The following is a 21353-nucleotide window of genomic DNA, read 5'->3' on the forward strand; positions in this document are numbered from 1 at the left end:
CGCGGCGTCCATCAATCACGCAGTCTGCCGAATGCTCTTCGGCGGATCACGGTCGAGCCATGCCGCGAACAGGCGGCCTCACGGGAGACGTATATGCAAACGACCCTCAAGACCTTTACCAAAGCTGCTCTGATGAGCAGCTTGTTCCTCGGCTTCGCCTCCTTCGCGATGGCTAAGGGCACCACCATCAACGTTGCGGTCCAATCCATGGGCAATGCCGGTTCGATCGAAACCGTCGAGTATAGCAGCACGGCAGCTCGCAAGTTCCAGAACTCGGTGTTCGAACAGCTTATCGCGCTGGATCTGCAGGACCCCAACCTTGCCTTCAAGCCGGGGCTCGCCACCGAATGGAAGTGGATCGACGACAAGACGCTCGAATTCAAGCTGCGTCCGAGCGTCAAGTTCCACAACGGCGACACCATGACCGCGGAAGACGTCGCCTTCTCGTTCTCGGACGAACGCTTCGGCCTGCTGCCCGAACAGACTGCCGCCCGCGAAAAGGGTGAAACCACCTTCGCCCGCGCCGATGGCAGCAAGGGCATTGTGCCGCCGGCAACCGTCGCGGCCAGCCGTGCCTCCGAATGGCCGCTGCTCGACCATGTCGAAGCCGTCAATGACCTCACCGTCCGCTTCGTCATGAAGAAGGCGACGCTCGATACCGAAGCCCGCCTCGCCCGCGTCAACTATGCCGCCATCATCTCCAAGCGCGGTTTTATGAAAACCGCCAGCTGGAACGCCTGGGCGGCCAAGCCGATCGCCACCGGCCCCTACAAGGTCGAAAACATCGAGCCCGGCTCGGCCATCCACATGGTCGCCAATTCCGATTACTGGGGCGGCAAGCCGCCGATCGACAAGCTTAACATCCTCGTCGTGCCGGAAGCTGCCAGCCGCGTGAACGGCCTGATGTCGGGCGAGTACGATATCATCTCGGATGTCGGACCCGATCAGGTTCCGATGATCGAAGGCTCGTCCGACTTCCGTGTCGTCGGCGGTCCCGTCGCCAACGTGCGCTTCATCGCACTCGACGAGAACAACGGGCCCCTCAAGAACATCAAGGTACGCCAGGCCTTGAGCCACGCCATCGACCGCCAGACCATCGTCAAGGCACTCTGGGGCGGCCGTACCGCAATGTCGCAAGGCTTCCAGCATCCGCTGTTCGGAGATCTCTTCGCCACCGATCACCAGACCGCGGAATACAATCCGCAGCTGGCCAAGCAGCTCCTGGCCGAATCCGGCTACAAGGGCGAGCCGATCACCTACCGCGCGCACAACAACTATTATCCCAACGAGCTGACCATCGCGCAGTACAATCTCGAAAATCTGCGTGCCATCGGCTTCAACATCAACTTTTCGGTCGTCGATAATCCCAATGATCCGAGCCCCGATCGCATGATGCAGGACCTGTCAAACACCGCTTATTTCGCCTTCCCGGCAGCGCTTTTGGCCAACAACTGCCCGAATGGCACCTATAACACCAAGACCAATCCAAAATCCGGGATGTGGCAGAACGACGAGTTCGACCGGCTGTGCGACGTACTGAACAAGTCGACCGATCGCGCCGAGGTCAAAAAGGCCTTCACGCGCGCCCTCGACATCATCGAGAACGAGGATCCGGGCATGATCGTCCTGCACCAGAACGCCATTCTCTACGGCAAGCGATCGAACATCGAATGGGCTCCGTCGGCGATGTTCGCCATGGATTTCACGCCGGGTCATTTCGCCATCAAGAACTAAAGACACCGAGCGGGCGCGCGTTTCAACGCTCGTCCGCCGCCTTCCTCGACGTTGCAGGACGAACTTCGTGACCACCTCCCTTATGCGGCAACCTCTGCTGATCGACATGAACGGCAGCAACTGGAGCCATTTCCGCGATGTGCCGCCGGCCGACACGGAAGGCGTGCGCATTTACGCCGTTGGTGATATCCACGGCCATCTCGATCATCTGCTGGCCATGCAGGCAGCCATCGCCGCCGATCGGGCGCAGCACCCCGTCGAGCGCGTGATGATCGTCTATCTCGGCGACCTGATCGACCGCGGCCTGCATTCCCGTTCGGTCATCGAGCGCGTCATCGCTGAGCAGAATGCCGCCGATGAGACGACGAAAATCATCTGCCTTACTGGCAATCATGATGCCTGGCTCGGCGAGTTCCTGGCCGACGCCGCTGTTTTGCCACTCTGGGGCCGCAAGGGCGGGCTTGAGACCTTGGCATCCTACGACTTCTCTCCCGAGGAGATCCTGCGCGCGATGGCCGATCCGATAGCGGCCGAAGTCATGCGGCTGGCTCTCGTCGCACGCATACCGCAGCGTCACAAGGAATTCATCGCCACTCTGTTACTGTCGTACCAGCAGGGCGACTACTTCTTCGCCCATGCGGGCGTGAACCCAGATCGATCCCTCATGGAACAGCGCAAGGAAGACCTGACATGGATCCGCGACCGGTTCCTATGTTCAGGGAAAGACTTTGGAAAGGTCGTGGTGCATGGCCACACCTCGGGCCCTCGTGTCGAGAGCCTGCCGAACCGCATCAATGTCGACACGGGCATCTATGCCACCGGGGTCCTGAGCTGCGTAGTGCTTGAGGGAGCAAGGCGTCATCTCATTACCGTCGATCGCGGCACCTTGCGCGCATTGCGCGAACAGCAGATGGAAACGCAACATGGCTGAAGCTGCCCCGCTCGTCCAGATTTCCGACCTTTGCGTGGATTTCAGCAGTCGCCACCAGACGGCGCGTGCTCTGCACGGCGTCAATCTCTCCATCCACCGCGGCGAGACGCTCGGCATCGTCGGCGAAAGCGGCTGCGGCAAGTCGATTACCTGGATGGCAAGCCTTGGTCTACTTAGCGCCAATGCCCGAGTTGGCGGCTCGGTGACGCTCGACGGCCGCGAAATCCTTGGCTTGCCCGAACCACGGCTCAACGCCATCCGCGGCGGCCGAGTGGCCATGATCTTCCAGGACCCGACCAGTTCGCTGAACCCGCTGCACCAGATCGGCTGGCAATTGACGGAGGCCTTGGCACTGCACAGGAATCTGCATGGAGCGGAAGCGCGCAAAGAGGCGGAGCGCCTGCTTGATCGCGTCGGAATCGCCAGTGCCCGCCGCCGCTTGGGCGAATATCCACATGAATTCTCCGGCGGCATGAACCAACGCGTGATGATCGCCATGGCCCTGGCCGGCGATCCCGAACTGCTCGTCGCCGACGAGCCGACGACGGCGCTGGATGCCACCATCCAAGCGCAGATTCTCGATCTCCTCGATGACCTGCGGCGCGAGCGCAACATGGCGCTCGTCCTGATCTCGCATGATCTCGGCATGGTATCGGAAATGACCGAGCGCGTCGTCGTCATGTATTGCGGCCGCGTGGTCGAGGACACGCCGACGAGTGCGCTGTTCTCCAGGCCTGCCCATCCCTATACGCGCGGGCTGATTGCCGCGCTGCCGGATCTCGATGGCCCTCGCCGCAGGCTGATCGCAATCCCCGGCACGGTGCCGCCACCCGACAAGCTGCCGCCCGGCTGCCCTTTCACTCCGCGCTGCCCCACGGCCACGGCAACGTGCGCGCAGGCCGTGCCGGCGCTGCGCATGGTGGACGGCGAGGTGACGCACCGCGCCGCCTGCATGCACATGTCTCCGTTAGTAGTGTCCGGCGATGCCCTGGCGGGAGCCATGCAATGAAGGGCGCGCTGGAAGTCAAAAACCTGAGCCGCGTCTTCAAGGTGCGCGAACGCGGCCTGCTGTTCTCCTCCACCAGGCTCCTGAAGGCCGTTGACGGAATTTCCTTCAATGTCGCACCCGGGGAAATGCTCGGCATCGTGGGTGAGAGCGGCAGCGGCAAATCAACGACCGCCAGGTTGCTGCTTGGTCATATACCGGCCAGCGGCGGCGAAATCCGCTTCGGTGGCGAAAAAGTCAGCGCCAAGCTGGACGCCGATTGGCGCCGCATGCGCCGGCGCATGCAGATGATCTACCAGGACCCGCTCGGAGCGCTCGACCCGCGCATTCCCGTAGGGCAGCAGATCGAAGAGCCGCTTATCGTCCATCGACCGGAGCTTTCCGCTGCCCAACGTCGCGCCCATGTTGCCGATATGATGGGTCAGATCGGCCTTCTTGCCCACCACGGCACCCGCTATCCGCATGAAATGTCGGGCGGCCAACGCCAGCGCGTCATCATCGCCCGTGCGCTCATCATCGATCCGGAACTGCTGGTCTGCGACGAGCCCGTATCGGCGCTCGACGTTTCCGTGCAGGCACAGGTGCTCAACGTATTCGAAGATATCCGCACCCGCGCCGGCTTCACCGGCGTCTTCGTGAGCCACGACCTCAAGGTCGTGCGTCAGGTCGCCGAGCGCGTTGCCGTCATGTATCTGGGGCGGATCGTCGAGATCGGCGATGTCGGCGAAGTCTTCGCCAATCCGGCTCATCCCTATACCCAGGCGCTGGTTTCCGCCGTGCCGGTGCCGGGACGCAGCAGGCGCAGCCGCATCGTTCTGAAGGGCGATCCACCGAGCGCGGTCAACGTGCCTGCCGGCTGCCCCTTTCACACCCGCTGCCCGGAAGTGCGCTCAGCCTGCCGCTCGATCCGCCCCGAGCTCGTCGAAAAGGGTCGTCGCGCGGTGGCTTGCCACCTCGTCAACAATCCCTCGCTATCCGGCATGGAGGCAGCCTGAGCATGATCCAGTTCATCCTCTCGCGACTCCTGCGGGCGCTGATGACGCTGTTCATCATCGTTAGCTTTGCCTTCTTCGTGATGCGCCTGTCGGGCGATCCGCTCAGCCGGTTCTTCGACGTTGGCAATACGCCGCCTGAAGTCATCGAGGCCTTCCGCCGCCAATGGGGTCTCGACCAGCCGATCTGGGTGCAGTTCTATAAGTATCTGGTCGCGGTGCTGCACGGCGATCTCGGCAATTCCATGCGCGAGAACCGCCCCGCTCTCGATGTCGTGCTCGACCGGCTCCCGGCGACTCTCGCCATCATGGCACCTACGCTGCTGTTGAAGACGGCGCTCGGTCTCCTTGCGGGCATTACCGCCGCCCTGCATCGCAATTCGGTGTTCGACCGGCTGATCATGTCGATCTCAGTGCTGGGCTTTACAGTGCCCACCTTCGTACTCGCCCTGGTGCTGGCGCTGATCTTTGCGGTGCAGTTGCGCTGGCTGCCGTCAGGCGGTTACTCGAGCCCGCTCCACATGGTACTGCCCATCGTGACCCTCTCCATCGCCGGGGCGGCGGTTATCGCGCGCTACGCGCGCTCGGCGATGGTCGAAGTGCTCGGCCAGCCGTTCGTGCGGACCGCCCACGCCAAGGGCGTACCGTGGACCAAAATCGTCATCCGCCACGTATTGCCCAATGCCGCCGTGCCTATCGTGACCATCTTCGGCTTCATGCTCGGCTCGATGGTTGGCGGCGCCGTCATCGTGGAAAGCGTCTTCTCCTGGCCCGGAATCGGTCGTCTGCTGATCTCCTCGGTCACGTCCCGCGATCTGGCCGTGGTGCAGGTCATCCTGCTGCTCATCGGCGCGATGATGGTGGTGTCCAATCTCCTGGTCGATCTTCTCTACGGTGTGATCGACCCGCGCATGCGCATGCCGCACCCGGCTAAAGCGTAGGAGCATATCCGATGACAGCTAAAGCCGAAAAAGCGCCTGCCTTCGGTGGCGTCATCCAGCGTAAAGGCGGCTTTAAGGCCTTCTTCGCCGCGTGGCCGCCGCTGGTGCTGATCTCCCTTGCCTGGCTCGGGCTGATGATCCTTGTCGCGCTCTTGGCCCATTGGCTCGCGCCCTATGATTTCATGGCCACCAACGTCCTGGCGCGCCTTCGCCCGCCCGCCTTCTTCGGCGGCACGTTCGAGCATCTGCTCGGCACCGATCAGCTCGGACGCGACGTCTTCTCCCGCGTCATCGCTTCGATCCGCATCTCAATCACCATCGCCCTTGCAGCAACCGTCATCACCACCATCATCGGTGTGACGCTGGGGTTCCTTGCCGCCTATTTTCGCGGCTGGGTCGATCAGCTGATCCTGATGATGGTCGACGCTCAGCTGGCCATGCCGTTCATGATCATCGCCATTGCCGTGCTGGCGTTCCTCGGCAACTCTCTCGTCATCTTCGTGCTGCTGCTCGGCCTCAACGGCTGGGAGATCATCACCCGCATGGCGCGGGGGCTCGCGATCTCCGCGAATGCCCAGGGCTATGCGGTTGCCGCCCGCGATATCGGCGCTTCGCCGGCCCGTGTTTATCTGAGGCATATCCTGCCCAATATCTCCACCACGATCGTCGTCGCCATGACGCTCAACATCCCTGGCGTCATCCTGCTCGAATCCAGCCTGTCCTTTCTCGGCATCGGCTTGCAGCCGCCACAGACGAGCCTCGGCAACATGGTCGGCTATGGCCGCGACTATATCCAGTCGGCGCCGTGGATCATGCTGACGCCCGCCGCCATCATCGTTTTCACGACACTTTCGATATCGATCGTCGGGGACTGGCTGCGCGACAGGCTGGACCCCACCCTACGCTGAAGGAGGTTATCTTAAGCCCGGGGGCTTTGCCGGTGCCGCAACCGTCATGCCCGGCAGGGTGCGGATTAGCCTTGCATTAACCAAGGCCATGCAATGCTCACGCAAATTTTTCAAAGGGCAACGCTCCATGGTTTCTGCTATCTCCTCATCTGCCGCTGCAACGGTAGTTGCCGATGCGTCATCGTCTGCCGCCACCGAGTCTCAGCTTCAGGCCGCAATCAAGGAAAAGACGAAAGAGCTGGATAAGGCAACGGACGAAAAGACGAAGGCCTCCCTGCAAAAGCAGATCAGCAAGCTTCAAGCGCAGCTTCAAAAGCTGCAGAATGCCGACAAGGCGAACGCCGCCGCAAATGCTGAAAATCAAGGCAGCAAATCGGGCTCGGCGCTTTCCGGCGAAAGCGATCGCATCGGAACCAAGAATTTCGACGCGTCCACCGACTTTGGCGCGCGGGAAGCGTACGTCTGACCTGACGGCAGATGCCGCCTGGCGAGATCCAATTATCTTGCAAGGTGCTGCTAGGCTCATACCGAAAATGTGAGCGACTGCCGCGCGGCGCCGTATTATCCGATGCGTGGCAGCAAGCTGCTGTTTGACGAAAGCAACGCTCCAGCCTCGGGCTGAACCGTCGCTTCCGGAAATGATCGAATGAACGCCGATCGCTCTTAACCCAATTGCTCGTGAGGGCTGCACAGGTCCTTTTGCGGATTCGACATCGAACCTTTCCATCCGCCGGGACCTGTGCGCCTCCTCATCGACCTCTCGCCGCCGAATTGGACGACAGGCGTACGATTTTCTTCGGCTCGCTGAACGGCGCGAATGCATCCTCATCTGTCGACATGGCCGTGGATTGACCCGCGCCGACATAGCTCGACTGCCCCGGCAGCCTGAAGCGCGTAATCATCTGCCGCAGTTTTTCGGCCTCTTGGGCGAGCGTCATGCTCGAGGCCGTTGCCTCCTCCACCATTGCCGCGTTCTGCTGCGTCACCTGGTCCATCTGGTTGACGGCGGAGTTGACTTCGGACAAGCCGGTCGATTGCTCGTTTGCGGAGACCGCTATGGCCTGCATGTGCTCGTTGACGGCGGCGATGTTGTCCTGGATCGTCTTGAGCGCGTCGCCGGTCTCATGGACGAGCTTCACACCATGCTTGACCTCCTCCGAGGAGTTTCGGATCAGCTCCTTGATTTCCTTGGCAGCTTTGGCCGAACGCTGGGCAAGTTCACGCACTTCCTGAGCGACAACGGCAAATCCCTTGCCTGCTTCGCCGGCGCGCGCGGCCTCCACGCCGGCATTGAGCGCCAAAAGGTTCGTCTGGAAGGCGATCTCATCGATGACGCCGATGATGTTGGCGATGCTATTGGAGGACTCCTCGATACGCGCCATTGCGCCGACAGCATCGGCAACGATCTGTCCGGAGCGGTATGCGCTGTCATTGGCTGTCGCGGCGGCCTGGCGCGCCTCATTGGCCCGCTTTGAAGCACTGCCGACATTGACGGTGATTTCATCAAGGGCGGCTGCCGTTTCCTCCAGTGCCGCGGCTTGTTGCTCGGTGCGTCGCGACAAATTGCTGGCGCCATCGCTGATTTCGCGTGCGCCATCGTCGATCAATCCGGTCGAGCGCGAAACAGAGGCAAGCGTCTCGCCGAGTTGCTGCATGGCCGAGTTCATATTCTCCCGCAAGGCCTCGAAGTCCTTTGCGAAGTGTCGATTAAGAGAGAAACTCAAATCGCCGAGTGCGAGTTTCGACAAGGCGTCGCCGACCGTGCGCACCGCGAATACGCGTTCGCTGACGTCGGTGGCGAATTTGACGACTTTTACGATTTTTCCAGCATCATTCGTGATCGGATTGTAGGACGCATTCAGATAGATGGCCTTTCCACCTTTGCCGTATCGTACAATGTCCCCAATATGCGGCTTGTTGGCGCGAAGATCCGTCCAAAGCTCTTCAAACTGACGATCCCCCGCCTCGCCTTCCTCAAGGAACATACGGTGATTCTGCCCCTTGATTTCGGCGAGCGTATAGCCGACTGCCGCCAGGAAATTATCGTTGGCGCTGACGATCTCGCCGGCGGGTGTGAACTCTATGACCGCTTGCACGCGGTTGATCGCCAACAGCTGATTACGATAATCGGTATTCTGGATTCTTGCTCTCGCATCGGCCCATTCGACGACGAAGCCTATGATCCTTTCTCCTCGCGTAAGCGGCGTCACGATCAAATCGAACTTGCGATGGCCAACGGATATCGTGGCTTTGTGTTGTTTCTTCAAAGCTGCGAGCATCGAGCGCTGATGTGCCGGATTCTTGTGAAAGATATCGATGTTTGACCCGACCAGGGTCGCCATGCTGAACCGCTGCAGCTCCTTCTTGAGGTCGCTTTCTGCCTCCTGCAGCAATTCGCGCGTTGCCGGATTAATATAGACAATGTTGAGTTTGGCGTCGGCGATCATGATATTGGCGCTCATCGCATCCAACGCACCGGTTTTCATCGTTCCAGCAGCACCATGGATTCCTAACATCGTCGTGATATCCCTTCCGGCTCATTCAACTAGAAATTCAGTCGACGAAGGATTTAGTTCCTTCGAATTTATAAAATTAGCATGTTCAACTTTAATAAATCATAATGCTTAACGAAATCTTTATGACGTGAATTCGCGCGTTCATTACTTCAAATTGAGGATTTAATACGCTGGAGCGATAGACTATCTCTCACATATGATAGTCTATATATATGATTTACATATATTCATATACTTCCTATAGATTTTCCCTTTTTAAGCAGGAAGGTGAAAAATGGCGGATCAAATCCATTGCTGCGCTTGGCGATGGCTTCAGTTGCCGATGGCGAACCACAATCCATGCGTTTACCCCTGAACCAATCAAGCGATGAGGCTGGGGGTGCTTCACGCATAGATGCGGACAGACCGTTATCGGCAGACCGCGGGTAAAGCACATCCGCTGAAAATAAGGACTTGTAAAAATATGCTGCTTTGATTAATCGTTTAATCGCAGGAGATCGAGGCCATTCCCAAATGAGCGAAACACGCCCTTCTTCCATCCGCGAGATCGCAGAAAGGCTGGGTGTCTCCACGGCAACCGTTTCCAATGCCTTGCGTGGCAAAGGACGGGTTTCGCCGGCCCTCGCCATGCAGATTCAGGCAGAGGCGGAAACGCTCGGCTATGTCCCGGATCATGCGGCTCGCGCGCTGCGCACGGGGAAGAGCAACACGGTCGGCTTGCTGGTTCCCAATATCGGCCAGCCTCTGTTTCCTGCCTTTGCCCAGGCCATCGAACGCGCCGCCAAGCAGCGGGGCCTTGCCGTCTTGATCGGCGACAGCGAGGGCGATCCGGCGCAGCAGGATTTCGAGATCAGAAACATGATCGCTCGCGGCGTCGATGCTCTGATCGTCATACCGACGCGCGGCACGAGCGTTTCGCCGCAGAGCGTCTCGGTTCCGGTTGCCGTCATCGACAGCGCAGCCACCGCCGGCAATGTTGCAGCAAGCGATCACCGCGAGGGCGGACGCAAGATTGCCCGGCATCTGCTCGAGCTCGGTCACGACAAGCTACTTGTCCTTGCCGGCCCCGAAAATTCGCTTGTCGCACGCGAGCGTGTCGATGGAATGTGCGAGATCTTTGCTTCGGCCGGAATCGAGCCGACACTGAAATATAGCGACGCGACCTTCGAAGCGGGCGGCCTCCTCGGCCGCGAACTCGATCTCAGCCGCTTTACGGCTTGCGCTGCGGCCTATGATGCGCTCGCCATAGGCTTTGCTCTCGCTGTCCAAAACCGGGGTTACCGCATACCGGAAGACATATCGCTCACGGGTTTCGATGACCTGATGTGGGCACAGATCGTCTCGCCGCCTCTCACGACAGTCCGCCAGGATCTGGAGGCGGTAGCCACCCATGCGCTCTCCTTCGTCACAGGCGAAGCTGATACAAGCAGAATTTTCCCGACCGATCTGGTCGTCAGGCAATCCACCGCCCGCCCATCGGCCTTCTCTCAGGGAGACAAAAATGCCGAATGAACCACACGACCTCAACTCGTCGGACCTGCGCGACCGCGCCGTCCGGGCGGCCCGCGGTCTTGAGCCGTTCGATGTGCTGATCGTCGGCGGAACACTCGTCGACGTCGCGACCTCGGAGATGCGGCTCGCCGATATCGGTCTTGTCGGCCCCTTGATTGCGAGCGTTCTTCCTGCAGCAAGCAGGGCGGACGCCGAGCAGACCATCGATGCCTCGGGATGTTTTGTCACGCCCGGATTTATCGACACGCACATGCATGTCGAAAGCTCGATGGTAACGCCGAGGCGATATGCGGAAGCCGTCGTCCCGCAGGGAACGACAACCGTGTGCTGGGATCCTCACGAAGTCGGCAATGTCGCCGGTCTCGACGGCATTCGATGGGCGCTGGAAGAAACGAAACAGCTGCCGCTGCGCTTTTTGACCTTGGCGCCATCCTGCGTCCCTTCGGCACCAGGCCTGGAACTCGCCGGCGCCGAGTTCCGGTCAGGCGAAATGGCAACCATGCTGAGCTGGCCGGACATTTCCGGCGTTGCCGAAGTGATGAACATGCGCGGCGTGCTGGAGCGAAGCGAGCCGATGCGCGGCGTGGTCGAAGCCGGGCTTGCCAGCGGCAAGCGCGTCTGTGGTCATGCCCGCGGCCTCGAAGGCGCGGATTTGCAGGCCTTTGTCGCGGCGGGCATTCAATCGGATCACGAGATCACATCGGGCGAAGACCTGCTGGCGAAGTTGCGCGCCGGCCTTACCGTCGAGTTGCGCGGCTCTCATGACTATGTCCTGCCCGGCGTGATCGAAGCACTGAAGACACTGCCGCATCTGCCGCAGACGCTGACGATCTGCACCGACGATGTCTTCCCGGATGACCTGGTGAACGACGGGGCGATGTCATCCGTTCTCAGGCGCCTCATTGGCTATGGCATGAAACCGGTCGACGCCGTCCGTGCCGCCACACTCAACGCCGCCATGTGGCTCGATCGCTACGATCTCGGCCTGATCGCCCCCGGCCGCCGCGCCGATATCGTCATCCTGTCCGATCTCGAAAAGATCGTGGTTGACCGCGTCTATGCATCGGGACGCGAGGTCGCAAGAAATGGCGAACTCGCCGTAGCCGGTGACAGCGTCTCCACAGCACACGCATACCGCGACACGGTGAAGCTTCAAAGGCTTTCCGCCGCCGATTTTGACATCAAGCTCCCGGGCATGACGGAAGCACGCGTCAACACCGTCGTCAGCCCGCGCTTCACGAAATGGGGAGAGGCCGCCGTCGTGGTGAGCGGCGACAAGCTCGTGCTGCCTGACAACATGCTCCTGATGGCCGTCATCCACCGCCATGGGAAAAAGGACACCTCGCCCGTCATCGGCATTCTGGAAGATTGGGGCCATTGGCGCGGTGCCTTGGCAACCACGATATCGCATGACAGCCACAACCTCACCGTCTTCGGCCGCGATCCGGCGGATATGGCGGCGGCAGCCAATGCCGTCATCGATGTCGGCGGCGGCATGGCAACGGCGGCGGACGGCAAGGTTACGGCCGTGCTTGCCCTACCCGTCTGCGGGCTGTTGTCGGATGCTCCCGCAAGGCAAGTTGCCGACGACTTCGCCAAGCTGCGCACGGCTGCCGATGCGATCGCCGACTGGGTGCCGCCGATTCGTACCTTCAAGGCAATCGTTGGGGCGAGCCTTGCATGCAACCCCGGCCCGCACGTCACCGACCTTGGACTGACTGACGGAACGACCCAGGAAATCAGACCGCTTCTGGCTGCAAGCCGAAATTGACGTCACCGCCGCACGGCAGCGTTTGCCGACTTGGGAGATATACGCAATGGCCTCAGATATGAATGTCTCGGGCAGGCGGGATGCGCTGCCCGATCCCGCGGAGCGAGGATATAGAGTGTTCTCCAATCGGTATGACTGTCGCCACCCCTATGCCGTGATATGTGTGTGCTGATCTATTCCGACGACAAATTTCGGCGGGAGGCGCATTCCGGCGAAGATCGCAGGAAACCGATCGCACTTCTTGGAGGCAGGCAGGAATGAGCAACGCGGACAACATCATATCCTTCACCGGAAAGCCGCCAACGGTGAGCGATATCGCCGCGATCGCGCGGCGGAACGCCAGGATTGAGATTTCGCCTGATGTCGAGGGGAAAATCACCGCGGCGCGTGCCGTCGTGGAACGCTATTTAGCGGACGACCGGCCGGTCTATGGTTTGACCACCGGGCTGGGAGCAGGCGTCGACACCAGGCTTGTCGCGGATGATCTTGTCGCTTTCCAGATGCGCGTGCCGCAGGCGCGTGCGGTCGGCGTCGGAGCAGCTCTGCCGCAGGACGCCGTGCGGGCGATGATGGCGGCGCGTATTGCCGGCATGGCGGCCGGCGGCTCCGGCGTGTCGCTGCCGGTATTCTCCGGTCTGGTGGCGGCACTGAATGCCGGCTTCCATCCCGTTGTGCCCTCGCTGGGCTCCATCGGCGCCGCCGATCTCGCCCCGCTTGCGCATATGGGCCGGGCGTTGTTGGGAGATGGTGAGGCTGAAGTCGGCGGTGTCGTGATGACCGCCAGAGAAGCGCTCGAGAAGGCCCGGCTGAAACCGTTGCCGTTAGGGCCGAAGGACGGCCATGCTCTTGTCGTCGCCAACAGCCTCTCCGTCGGCAAGGCTTGCCTTTGCCTCGAAGATGTCGAGCGACTGTTCGATTGGTCGCTCTCAGCCATCGCACTGAATTTCGAAGCCTTCCGCGCCAACGTATCCGCCTTCGACGACCGGGCATTGGCGGCAAGGCCCGCCTTCGGGCAGCGCGAGGCCGCGTCGAAGCTCCGCGGACTGCTTTCCGGAAGCTTGTTGCTCTCCGAAGGCGCGGCGCGGCGATTGCAGGACCCCTTGAGCTATCGCTGTGCGCCGCAGGTTTGGGGAGCGCTTCTCCATGCGATCGGCGAGGCCCGCGAGGCAACGGAGATCGAAATCGCCAGCTCCGGCGACAACCCTGTGGTGTTGGCGGACGCGGGCCTCATCCTTTCGCACGGCAATTTCGACATGACGGCTTTCGTGCTCGCCTGGGAGCGCCTCGGCCAGGCATTGGCACATTGCGCAGCCGCGACCGCCTACCGCACGATGAAGATCATGTCGGCTGCGATGTCGGAACTGCCGCGGTTCCTCACGCCACTCGGACAAAGCCGCACGGGCTTCGCGACCGTGCAGAAAACCGTCTCGGCACTCGAAATCGAGATACGCCATTTCGCTGCGCCGATCTCCCTCACGCCCCTTCCCGCCGCCGATGGTGTTGAGGACCAAGCGTCGATGGCGCCAAGCGTTCTGGCAAAGACCGAGGCGATCATCGAGCGGCTGCGCTATCTCGTTGCCATCGAACTCATCGCTTCGGCGCAGGCCGTCGAACTTCGCGGCGTGCAGGGCGAACTCGGCACGGGCACGGGGCAAGCCTACCGGCACGTTCGGGCTCTTGTGCCGCCGCTCGACGAGGACCGCGCCCAGGGACCGGACTTTCAGAGACTATCGGACTTCATGGAAAGCGCACCCGGGGATGAAAATGCAGCCCTCCATCCGTGACGAGATCGGGGACGGCTGCACCAAAAGCGGAGCGTCAGCTGACTGAAGCTTTCCGGCGGGCCGTTCGCGGCCTCCTTTCTTGATAAGCCGGCATGACCGGAACTGACATGGAGAATGGCAATGCAGGAAATCTGGATCGACTATCTGAACGCCATCGATGCGAAGGCGCTTGCGCTTTCCAACGATGAGATTCTTGACGCCGTTACCAAGGCACTCGATGCGCAGGGGCGCGGCGAGACCGTGATCGAGCCGCGTGTCCATCTCGTCCCGGAAAGCTCAGATAAGGGTCATTTCAATGTGTTGCGCGGTTATGTGAAACCACTTGATTATGCCGGCGTCAAAGTCGTCGGCGACTTCGTCGACAATTACAAGCAGGGCCTGCCCTCTGAAATGGCTGTGCTCAACCTGTTCGATCCGCATACCGGCGTGCCGAAGGCGATCATCGATGCGACTGCCATCACCGATATGCGCACCGGCGCCGTCACGGCGATCGGCGCCCGGCATCTCGCCCGCAAGGACAGCAAGATCCTCGGCCATATCGGCGCACGCGGCACCTCCTATTGGAATGTGCGCCTGCTCGATCACCTCTTCGATTTCGACGAGATCCGCGTGCATTCGCGCCGTCCGGAAAGCCGCGACGCCTTCGCTGCGCGATTGGAGAAGGACCTGGGCAAAAAGATCATAGTGACAGACAATTGGGAGGATTGCCTCAAGGGCGCCGACATCATGATCGAGGCAAGCCGCCTGCCGGAACCGACGCCACTCTTCAAGACTGCCTGGGTCAAGAAGGGTGCCTTTGTCGTCCCCTATGGCACGATGAGTGCGCTCGAATTCGACCTGACCGACATCATGGACAAGGTGGTGGTCGACGATTGGGGCCAATGCGGGCCTGGTCGTCCCTTTGGTGCACTGCGCCGCCACGTCGACGAAGGCAAGGTCACGGCGGAGACGCTGCATGCCGAAATCGGCCAGATCGTCTGCGGCGCCAAGCCCGGCCGCGAAAGCGACGACGAGACCATCCTCTTCTGGCATCGGGGACTGAGCACAACCGACGTCGCGCTCGGCGCGACGATGGTCGACAAGGCCAGGCGGATGAATATCGGCCAGCGCCTCCGTTTCGCGTGACCGGCCATGAAGACACACCTCTCCCAAGCCATCGCCTGTTCGCGCATGTACAATCTCAGCCCGAGGATTTCGGGACTATGGGATCACCTCTTCCATTGGCTGTCCAGCCAGTCCGGCGTCGATCTTGAGGTCATTCCGCATGCCCCACCCGCTCCCCTTTCTGAGCTCTGGTCGCGGCCGGACATGGGTGCGGTCTTCATGTGCGGCTTTCCGTTTTCGAAGCTTGCGGCCACAGAACGACCTGTGCCGCTGGTAGCACCTGTTTCACTGGCGGACTGGGCAAAAGGGCAGCCGGTCTATGCGAGCCATATCGTCGCCGCGCGTGAGAAGCCGTTCGCGGAGGCCGATCTTGCGACCTTGCGCTGGGGCTGGACTGTCAGGGACTCGCAGTCCGGCTACAATGCCCCGCGGGAATTTTTCGCCGAGATCGCAAACGGACACTCTGCGCACGAAGCCATCGGCCCGCTGCTCAATCCGCGCGGCGTTGTCGAGGCAATCCGCGCGGGGGCGATCGATGTCGGTGCAATCGACGCCTATGCCTATCAGCTGCTGGAACTGCACGAGCCGGACTTGATTGCCCCTTTGCGCGTCATCGCAACGACAAGGCCCGCGCCCTTTCCGCTTTTCGTCGCCGCCAGACAACAGCCTTCCGAGAGGATCGATGCACTTCAAGCTGCCCTTCTCGACGCACATCGAAGCCCGGAGGCGAGCGATATTCTAAGCTCGCTCGGCCTTGCCGGTTTCGCCAAACCGGATATCGCAGCTTATGACCGGCTCCCGGCAAGAGCTCAAGCCATCGATGACGCTCTGGGAGGGCGGTGGTGAAGCTCCGCTTCCCATGCTGCGTCCAATTGATCGACTTCGAAACGAAGCGGACGCTCGCCTGAAGTCACAGGCGAATAGCCGGTTTCAGCAATCTTTCGGCAGCCAGCCTCAGGCAGTCTTCGAAGGCTGTCAGGTCGAGAAAGAGCTGGTCCGGGGCCACCCTGCGCGTCATTATTGCGCCGCTGCGGACCGCGATGCCGCCGTCCAGCATCAGATTCTCGGTCATGTCGAAATTTTCCAGCGCCATGCCATCCGGCCCGCGGTGGCGTCCGTCCGGGCCGAGATGCACGTTCCCGCCATAGAGATCGCTCACCCGCTCGAAATGGTTTTGACTGCAATTGGAGAAGGCAAAGGCAGGGCAGCCGCGGGCGCACATGAAGCCCAGCTCGAAGACCGTGCCGACATCGGCCGAAACGCCGCGAAACGGCGTCAGATTGGCGATGATCAGGTCCGCACTCGTCATCAGGCTTTCATTGATGGCGCTGATGGCAAGGCCGCGCTGATGCCTTGTTTCCGTTTCGGGAACGGTGAGGTCGCCGGGCGATACCGGCGTAAAACCATAGCTGCGCGCCAAGGCAATCTTGCGATCCAGAACCTCTCTGGCATTGGGAAGGAATACCTCGGGGCCTGCCAAATATGCTCTCAACTCTGTGCCCTTCCAACAAAATGTTTGCCGCATGGAGGCTGCGCAACCATATCAGGCATATGACCGATTCAGCGCTGCCGCGCCAGACCGGAAGAGTGGCTTGTAAATCCTCGAGTTCGGGCGTGAATACCGTTCCCGGCGAATGGCGAGGAAGATATAGTCACACTGCGAGAGCCGATGGCAGGCGAAGGAATTTATGGGGTATGGAAATGCAATCTTCTATTGAGACAATGGCCGGCTCAGAAATCGACGACCGTGGCAGCTGGCCGACAAAGCAGAGCAAGATTCTCGATTGGCTGATGAATGATGTTCGCGATCAACGCTTCATCGACAACATCCTCGTCGAGTTGTGCGAGAAGATGCGGGCGATCGGAGTTCCGGTCGGACGATCGACGATGCATTTCAGGACGCTGCATCCGCAGTGGCTCGGCGCGCGGATCCTTTGGCGCACTGGCATGAAGGAAGGCGACATCGCCACATTCAGCTATGGTGTCGAGAACACGCCGCAGTTTCTGGCCAGCCCCATCAACGAAATCTTCAACGGCGCGACCGAGGTTCGGCAAAACCTGGAGATTTCGCATAAGGATGAGCTGACTTACCCGCTCTACAAGGAGATGCATGCGGAGGGGCTGACCGATTACATCGCCTGGCCGATCTACCACACGCTCGGCAAGCGCCATATCGTCACCTTTGCCTCGGATGCGCCGGGCGGCTTCACCGACGCGCATATCACCTTCCTGAAGGATCTGCTCCCGGCTCTGACGATGGTGACCGAAATCAGGCTGAAGAACATCATGGCCCGCACAATGCTGCGCACCTATGTCGGGCCGCATGCCAGCGAGAAGATCCTGGCGGGTGCGACCACGCGCGGCAGTGGCACCACGGTCGGCGCGGCGATCCTGATCTGTGACCTTCGCGACTTCACCTCGATCTCAGACATGTGGCCGCGCGACGACGTTATCGAGCTGCTCAACGGCTATTTCGACGCGATGGTGGAGCCGATCGAAAAGCACGGCGGCGAAATCCTCAAATTCATGGGCGACGGGCTGCTGGCGATTTTTCCGCTCAGCGATCCCGAGGCTTGCCACAATCTCCTCATCTCGATCAGCGAGGCGCAGGCTGCGGTTACGGCGCTCAACGAGGAAAATCGCAAGAATGGCCGCGAGGTGCTGCGTTACGGCGTCGGCGTGCATGTCGGCGACGTGATGTACGGCAATATCGGCTCGCGCACCCGTCTCGACTTCACCGTCATCGGTCCGGCCGTCAACATTGCCTCCCGACTGGAATCGCTGACCAAGCAGGTGAAGCGGCCTGTGCTGCTATCCAAGGCATTCGTCGATATGGCCGGTTGCCAGCGCGATATGGAAAGCCTCGGCTCTTTTCCGCTGAAAGGCCTTGGCGAGCCGGTCGATGTCTTCGCCTTCACCGCGAAGGAAAAGCTGCTGGAAGACGCGTGATCGGCCAAGCCCCTCGATTCTGCGCTCCTGCGCGGCCGATTTGACGCGGCGCGATTCAGTCGGTTGCAAAATGTGAAAGAGCAAGGGGCTGCCGCCATCGGCTTAGCGCTCTATATTGTCAGGCGGATCATGACGATAGCCGCCTTATTTTTGGGATCGTTCTGCGGCTACAGACGTTAATTGAGGGTTGATTCTATCGCCTCGCCTGAGGGTGCCCCGCACCCATAATGCTCTGACAAGGAGAAAACAGATGAGAAAAATTCTGACACTGGCATTTTCTGCGGCATCGCTGATCGTCGTTGGCACGGCGGTGGCGCGTGCGGCGGATCTGACGACGACCTATCGCGAAGAGGAATCCGATCAGCGCAACGGCGTTAAGATCGGCTATCTCGATTGCGATATCGGCGGCGGCGTCGGCTATGTGCTCGGATCGGCCAAGGAGGTGGATTGCACCTTCCATTCGACGGTCGGACGCGAGCGCATCGATCACTATACCGGTGCGATCAGAAAGATGGGTGTCGACCTCGGCTTCACCACCCGCAGCCGTCTCCTCTGGGCAGTCTTCGCGCCGACAGCCGGCTATCATCATGGCTCGCTGAGCGGCCTCTATCAGGGCGCTACCGTTGAGGCGACCGTCGGCGCCGGCGTCGGCACGAACATTCTCGTCGGCGGCACCGCCGGCTCGATCCATCTGCAGACCGTGAGCGTGACCGGCCAGCTCGGCCTGAACCTGGCCGCGACCGGCACCTCCGTCACGCTGACTCCGGCGAACTAAGATTATATGCCGTTGTAAAGCGGCATGATTTTACGGCCGCCCTGGTTCCGGCTGGGGCGGCCGTTTCGTGGTCGGGGCCATCGCCCGGCCGCTCGCTGAGCCCAGGTCGGCAACCCCCTCCGCTTTCTATGGCCCCGGCACTTATTTTCCTGTTATTCGGCATCTTCGTTCTGCGCGAAACGGATTCACGCTAGGGCGGCAGAGCTCTATAGCTATGCAACGCAGAAAACCAATTGGAGCCAAGCTCATGACCGATACCGTCACCGATCGCTTCCTTCGCTATGTCGTCGTCGACACCCAGTCGGATCCGACCTCGAACACGCAGCCATCCACTGAGAAGCAGAGAAATCTGGGGCGGATCCTCGTCGAAGAACTGCTGGCGATCGGGCTCGCCGACGCGCATCTGGACGAGCACGGCTACGTCTATGCGACCATCCCCTCCAATGTCGACAAGCCGGTTCCGGTGATCTGCTTCTGCTCCCACATGGATACCGCTCCGGATTTCACCGGCACGAACGTCAAGCCGCAGGTTCTACGGGATTACCGCGGCGGCGATATTCGGCTTAGCGGCGATCCGCAGCAGGTCATTCGCGTCGATGAGCACCCCGCCCTGCGCGATCAGATCGGCAACGACATCATCACCTCCGACGGCACGACATTGCTTGGCGCGGACGATAAGGCAGGCCTCGCCGAGATCGTCACGGCGGCCCGGTATCTCGTCGACAATCCGGATATCCGCCACGGCACGATCAAGCTCCTGTTCACGACCGACGAAGAGATCGGTCGCGGTGTCGACAAGGTGGATCTGAAGAAGCTCGGGGCGCAATTTGCCTATACGGTCGATGGCGAAACCGCAGGCCACATAGAAGACGAGACGTTTTCAGCTGACGGCGTCGAGATCCAGATCCAGGGCGTTGCCATCCATCCAGGCTTTGCCCTCGGCAAGATGGAGAACGCCATCAAGATCGCCGGCGCGATCGTCGACAGGCTGCCGAAGGACATTGCGCCCGAAACGACGAGCGGCCGCGAAGGTTTCATCCATCCGACTGTGGTCAGCGGCTCGATGGACAAGGCCTCGCTCGGCTTCATCATCCGCGATTTCGATGAGGCCGGCCTCGCGGTCAAGGAGGCCATACTGGAAGGGATCGTCAAGGAGGTCATGGCAGCCTACCCCGGCTCGTCCTACACCTTCACGGTGAAACACCAGTACCGCAACATGAAGACCGTTCTCGACGGCCATCCGGAGATCGTCGATCATGCAGTGGAGGCGATCCGCCGCGCCGGCATGACACCCGTGCGCGGCAGCATTCGCGGCGGCACCGACGGCTCCCGGCTCTCGTTCAAGGGCTTGCCGTGCGCCAATCTCTTTGCCGGCGGCCACGCTTTTCACTCGCCGCTAGAATGGGTCAGCCGGCAGGATATGGAGAAGGCAGTTAAAACGATTGTTGAACTGGCGAAGATCTGGGCGGAGCGAGCATAGTCGTTTCTCCAGGCAGAATTAATCCAGGCGAAGCGCAGCCCTGTTACGAAGCAGGGCTGCTTTATAGCAGAGGCGCGGAGGCTCACCAGTCAATACGAGCGACATCGTCGAGCGCCTGCCGCCCGTGACGAAGCACGTTGCCGGGCACATCCGCCGCCTGGCTCAACAGCTTGCGAGCTCCCACCAGCGGACGGAACCCCACGCTTTCCCCTGCTACGGGAGCCGGATCGGTGCTGACCGACGGCACTTCAGCCTGGGCATATTGCGGATAGCCTGCAATCAAAGGATCGCGCGTTTCACATTGCGGCAGGCAGCGGTCGAACTGTTCGACGCCGCCGGCAGCCGCAACCTTGGTCTTCGCAACATCGGGACGAGACGCCACATGCTTTGCCGGAACCGTGGCTTTGACGGCGACAAGCGGCGATGGTGTCGGGATCGGCACGGACATTGACTGCAGGACCGGGCTCGCATCGATTGCGAGCTGCGGCCCATTCATCGCGACATGTTCGAAAGGCTCGGCGCTGGCGACCGCGATGCGGCCGCTTTCGTCGAAGAGCCGCATGGCCCGCTCGGTCGGGGCCGTTTCGACAATCAGATAGAGAGCACCGACCACGGTGCCGCATACTGCGAGCCCGGTGCCTAACCTCCGGGTAGTCTCGCTTTGGCCGTTCCACCATCTCAAAGGCTGCGTATCCATCGGTCGCTCCATCGGACAAAATCTAGCATGTCCATTCTCGCGAGAACTGTGGCGCGGATTTTACCGAAACATGGCTAATTGCAGACCTTGTGCAAGGAAATGTTGAAGAAAGCGCGGGCCTGCGATGGCTGGCGCCCAAGGAATACAGTCCGTTATTAAGCCTTATGCTTAAAGTTAATCGAGCGGAGCACGAGACAAACAACTGCTCTTGTGGTCTTATCATGCCGCGGCCAAGGATGGGCCAGTCACGATT

General features: G+C 60.8%; 18 protein-coding genes. 15 read left to right on the forward strand and 3 right to left on the reverse strand.

The window, feature by feature from the left end; genetic code table 11:
- Positions 1 to 93 precede the first annotated feature (93 nt).
- The 7 genes from RHSP_RS08880 to RHSP_RS08910 all read left to right on the forward strand — a co-directional run bounded on the left by RHSP_RS08880 (position 94) and on the right by RHSP_RS08910 (position 6978).
- Entirely contained in the window at positions 94 to 1734 is a 1641-nt protein-coding gene (locus RHSP_RS08880) for an ABC transporter substrate-binding protein (RefSeq protein WP_037150729.1), read from the forward strand.
- 67 nt (positions 1735 to 1801) lie between these two features.
- Entirely contained in the window at positions 1802 to 2665 is an 864-nt protein-coding gene (locus RHSP_RS08885) for a metallophosphoesterase (protein WP_004115102.1), read from the forward strand.
- A complete protein-coding gene (locus RHSP_RS08890) occupies positions 2658 to 3674 on the forward strand; it encodes an ABC transporter ATP-binding protein (protein WP_004115104.1) in 1017 nt (338 codons plus the stop codon). Before RHSP_RS08885 ends, RHSP_RS08890 begins: the two co-directional genes overlap by 8 nt.
- Positions 3671 to 4666: an ABC transporter ATP-binding protein gene (locus RHSP_RS08895; RefSeq protein ID WP_004115107.1), complete on the forward strand. Its 996-nt coding sequence runs from the start codon at positions 3671 to 3673 to the stop codon at positions 4664 to 4666. Before RHSP_RS08890 ends, RHSP_RS08895 begins: the two co-directional genes overlap by 4 nt.
- A gap of 2 nt (positions 4667 to 4668) precedes the next feature.
- Entirely contained in the window at positions 4669 to 5604 is a 936-nt protein-coding gene (locus RHSP_RS08900; protein ID WP_004115110.1) for an ABC transporter permease, read from the forward strand.
- Between the two features lie 11 nt (positions 5605 to 5615).
- A complete protein-coding gene (locus RHSP_RS08905) occupies positions 5616 to 6512 on the forward strand; it encodes an ABC transporter permease (RefSeq protein ID WP_004115113.1) in 897 nt (298 codons plus the stop codon).
- A gap of 46 nt (positions 6513 to 6558) precedes the next feature.
- Positions 6559 to 6978 (forward strand): hypothetical protein, encoded by a 420-nt coding sequence (locus RHSP_RS08910; RefSeq protein WP_157385327.1) that lies wholly within the window; start codon positions 6559 to 6561, stop codon positions 6976 to 6978.
- Positions 6979 to 7261: 283 nt separating this feature from the next.
- On the opposite strand, the gene RHSP_RS08915 is transcribed toward RHSP_RS08910, so the two are convergent.
- Positions 7262 to 9028: a methyl-accepting chemotaxis protein gene (locus tag RHSP_RS08915; RefSeq protein WP_004115119.1), complete on the reverse strand. Its 1767-nt coding sequence runs from the start codon at positions 9026 to 9028 to the stop codon at positions 7262 to 7264.
- 513 nt (positions 9029 to 9541) lie between these two features.
- Here RHSP_RS08915 and RHSP_RS08920 point away from each other — a divergent pair.
- From RHSP_RS08920 to RHSP_RS08940, 5 genes are all read left to right on the forward strand, one after another.
- On the forward strand, positions 9542 to 10540 hold the full coding sequence (locus tag RHSP_RS08920; RefSeq protein ID WP_004115122.1) for a LacI family DNA-binding transcriptional regulator: 999 nt from the start codon (positions 9542 to 9544) through the stop codon (positions 10538 to 10540).
- Positions 10530 to 12311 (forward strand): adenine deaminase, encoded by a 1782-nt coding sequence (locus RHSP_RS08925; protein WP_004115125.1) that lies wholly within the window; start codon positions 10530 to 10532, stop codon positions 12309 to 12311. Before RHSP_RS08920 ends, RHSP_RS08925 begins: the two co-directional genes overlap by 11 nt.
- Positions 12312 to 12568: 257 nt before the next feature.
- Positions 12569 to 14095 carry an HAL/PAL/TAL family ammonia-lyase gene (locus RHSP_RS08930; RefSeq protein ID WP_004115128.1) on the forward strand — a complete coding sequence of 509 codons (1527 nt, stop codon included), beginning with the start codon at positions 12569 to 12571 and terminating at the stop codon, positions 14093 to 14095.
- A 120-nt stretch (positions 14096 to 14215) separates the two neighbouring features.
- Complete coding sequence (locus tag RHSP_RS08935; RefSeq protein ID WP_004115130.1) at positions 14216 to 15220, forward strand: ornithine cyclodeaminase family protein; 1005 nt, start codon at positions 14216 to 14218, stop codon at positions 15218 to 15220.
- 6 nt (positions 15221 to 15226) lie between these two features.
- Positions 15227 to 16045 carry a phosphate/phosphite/phosphonate ABC transporter substrate-binding protein gene (locus RHSP_RS08940; protein ID WP_240535399.1) on the forward strand — a complete coding sequence of 273 codons (819 nt, stop codon included), beginning with the start codon at positions 15227 to 15229 and terminating at the stop codon, positions 16043 to 16045.
- Between the two features lie 64 nt (positions 16046 to 16109).
- Here the strand turns inward: RHSP_RS08940 and RHSP_RS08945 are convergent, their stop codons facing one another.
- Positions 16110 to 16691, reverse strand: a complete 582-nt coding sequence (locus RHSP_RS08945; protein ID WP_037150740.1) for a nucleoside 2-deoxyribosyltransferase — start codon at positions 16689 to 16691, stop codon at positions 16110 to 16112.
- 209 nt (positions 16692 to 16900) lie between these two features.
- Between RHSP_RS08945 and RHSP_RS08950 the strand changes: the two genes are divergently transcribed.
- The 3 genes from RHSP_RS08950 (at position 16901) to pepT (ending at position 20403) form a co-directional block, all read left to right on the forward strand.
- Positions 16901 to 18148 carry an adenylate/guanylate cyclase domain-containing protein gene (locus RHSP_RS08950; RefSeq protein ID WP_037150891.1) on the forward strand — a complete coding sequence of 416 codons (1248 nt, stop codon included), beginning with the start codon at positions 16901 to 16903 and terminating at the stop codon, positions 18146 to 18148.
- Positions 18149 to 18398: 250 nt separating this feature from the next.
- Positions 18399 to 18923, forward strand: coding sequence for a DUF992 domain-containing protein (locus RHSP_RS08955; RefSeq protein WP_004115139.1), 525 nt, complete (start codon positions 18399 to 18401; stop codon positions 18921 to 18923).
- 247 nt (positions 18924 to 19170) lie between these two features.
- Complete coding sequence (gene pepT / locus RHSP_RS08960) at positions 19171 to 20403, forward strand: peptidase T (protein WP_037150745.1); 1233 nt, start codon at positions 19171 to 19173, stop codon at positions 20401 to 20403.
- An 82-nt stretch (positions 20404 to 20485) separates the two neighbouring features.
- Here the strand turns inward: pepT and RHSP_RS08965 are convergent, their stop codons facing one another.
- Positions 20486 to 21100 carry a hypothetical protein gene (locus RHSP_RS08965; protein ID WP_004115144.1) on the reverse strand — a complete coding sequence of 205 codons (615 nt, stop codon included), beginning with the start codon at positions 21098 to 21100 and terminating at the stop codon, positions 20486 to 20488.
- Positions 21101 to 21353 lie beyond the last annotated feature (253 nt).

The organism is Rhizobium freirei PRF 81 (genome assembly GCF_000359745.1).
GTDB classification, from domain to species: Bacteria; Pseudomonadota; Alphaproteobacteria; order Rhizobiales; family Rhizobiaceae; genus Rhizobium; species Rhizobium freirei.

Excerpts from the sequence above, each read along its gene's own strand:
- RHSP_RS08880 (WP_037150729.1), top strand. The coding sequence starts at position 94 with ATGCAAACGACCCTCAAGACCTTTACCAAAGCTGCTCTGATGAGCAGC.
- RHSP_RS08890 (WP_004115104.1), top strand. The coding sequence starts at position 2,658 with ATGGCTGAAGCTGCCCCGCTCGTCCAGATTTCCGACCTTTGCGTGGAT.
- RHSP_RS08895 (WP_004115107.1), top strand. The coding sequence starts at position 3,671 with ATGAAGGGCGCGCTGGAAGTCAAAAACCTGAGCCGCGTCTTCAAGGTG.
- RHSP_RS08900 (WP_004115110.1), top strand. The coding sequence starts at position 4,669 with ATGATCCAGTTCATCCTCTCGCGACTCCTGCGGGCGCTGATGACGCTG.
- RHSP_RS08905 (WP_004115113.1), top strand. The coding sequence starts at position 5,616 with ATGACAGCTAAAGCCGAAAAAGCGCCTGCCTTCGGTGGCGTCATCCAG.
- RHSP_RS08910 (WP_157385327.1), top strand. The coding sequence starts at position 6,559 with ATGCCCGGCAGGGTGCGGATTAGCCTTGCATTAACCAAGGCCATGCAA.
- RHSP_RS08915 (WP_004115119.1), bottom strand. The coding sequence starts at position 9,028 with ATGTTAGGAATCCATGGTGCTGCTGGAACGATGAAAACCGGTGCGTTG.
- RHSP_RS08920 (WP_004115122.1), top strand. The coding sequence starts at position 9,542 with ATGAGCGAAACACGCCCTTCTTCCATCCGCGAGATCGCAGAAAGGCTG.
- RHSP_RS08925 (WP_004115125.1), top strand. The coding sequence starts at position 10,530 with ATGCCGAATGAACCACACGACCTCAACTCGTCGGACCTGCGCGACCGC.
- RHSP_RS08930 (WP_004115128.1), top strand. The coding sequence starts at position 12,569 with ATGAGCAACGCGGACAACATCATATCCTTCACCGGAAAGCCGCCAACG.
- RHSP_RS08935 (WP_004115130.1), top strand. The coding sequence starts at position 14,216 with ATGCAGGAAATCTGGATCGACTATCTGAACGCCATCGATGCGAAGGCG.
- RHSP_RS08940 (WP_240535399.1), top strand. The coding sequence starts at position 15,227 with ATGAAGACACACCTCTCCCAAGCCATCGCCTGTTCGCGCATGTACAAT.
- RHSP_RS08950 (WP_037150891.1), top strand. The coding sequence starts at position 16,901 with ATGCAATCTTCTATTGAGACAATGGCCGGCTCAGAAATCGACGACCGT.
- RHSP_RS08955 (WP_004115139.1), top strand. The coding sequence starts at position 18,399 with ATGAGAAAAATTCTGACACTGGCATTTTCTGCGGCATCGCTGATCGTC.
- pepT (WP_037150745.1), top strand. The coding sequence starts at position 19,171 with ATGACCGATACCGTCACCGATCGCTTCCTTCGCTATGTCGTCGTCGAC.
- RHSP_RS08965 (WP_004115144.1), bottom strand. The coding sequence starts at position 21,100 with ATGGATACGCAGCCTTTGAGATGGTGGAACGGCCAAAGCGAGACTACC.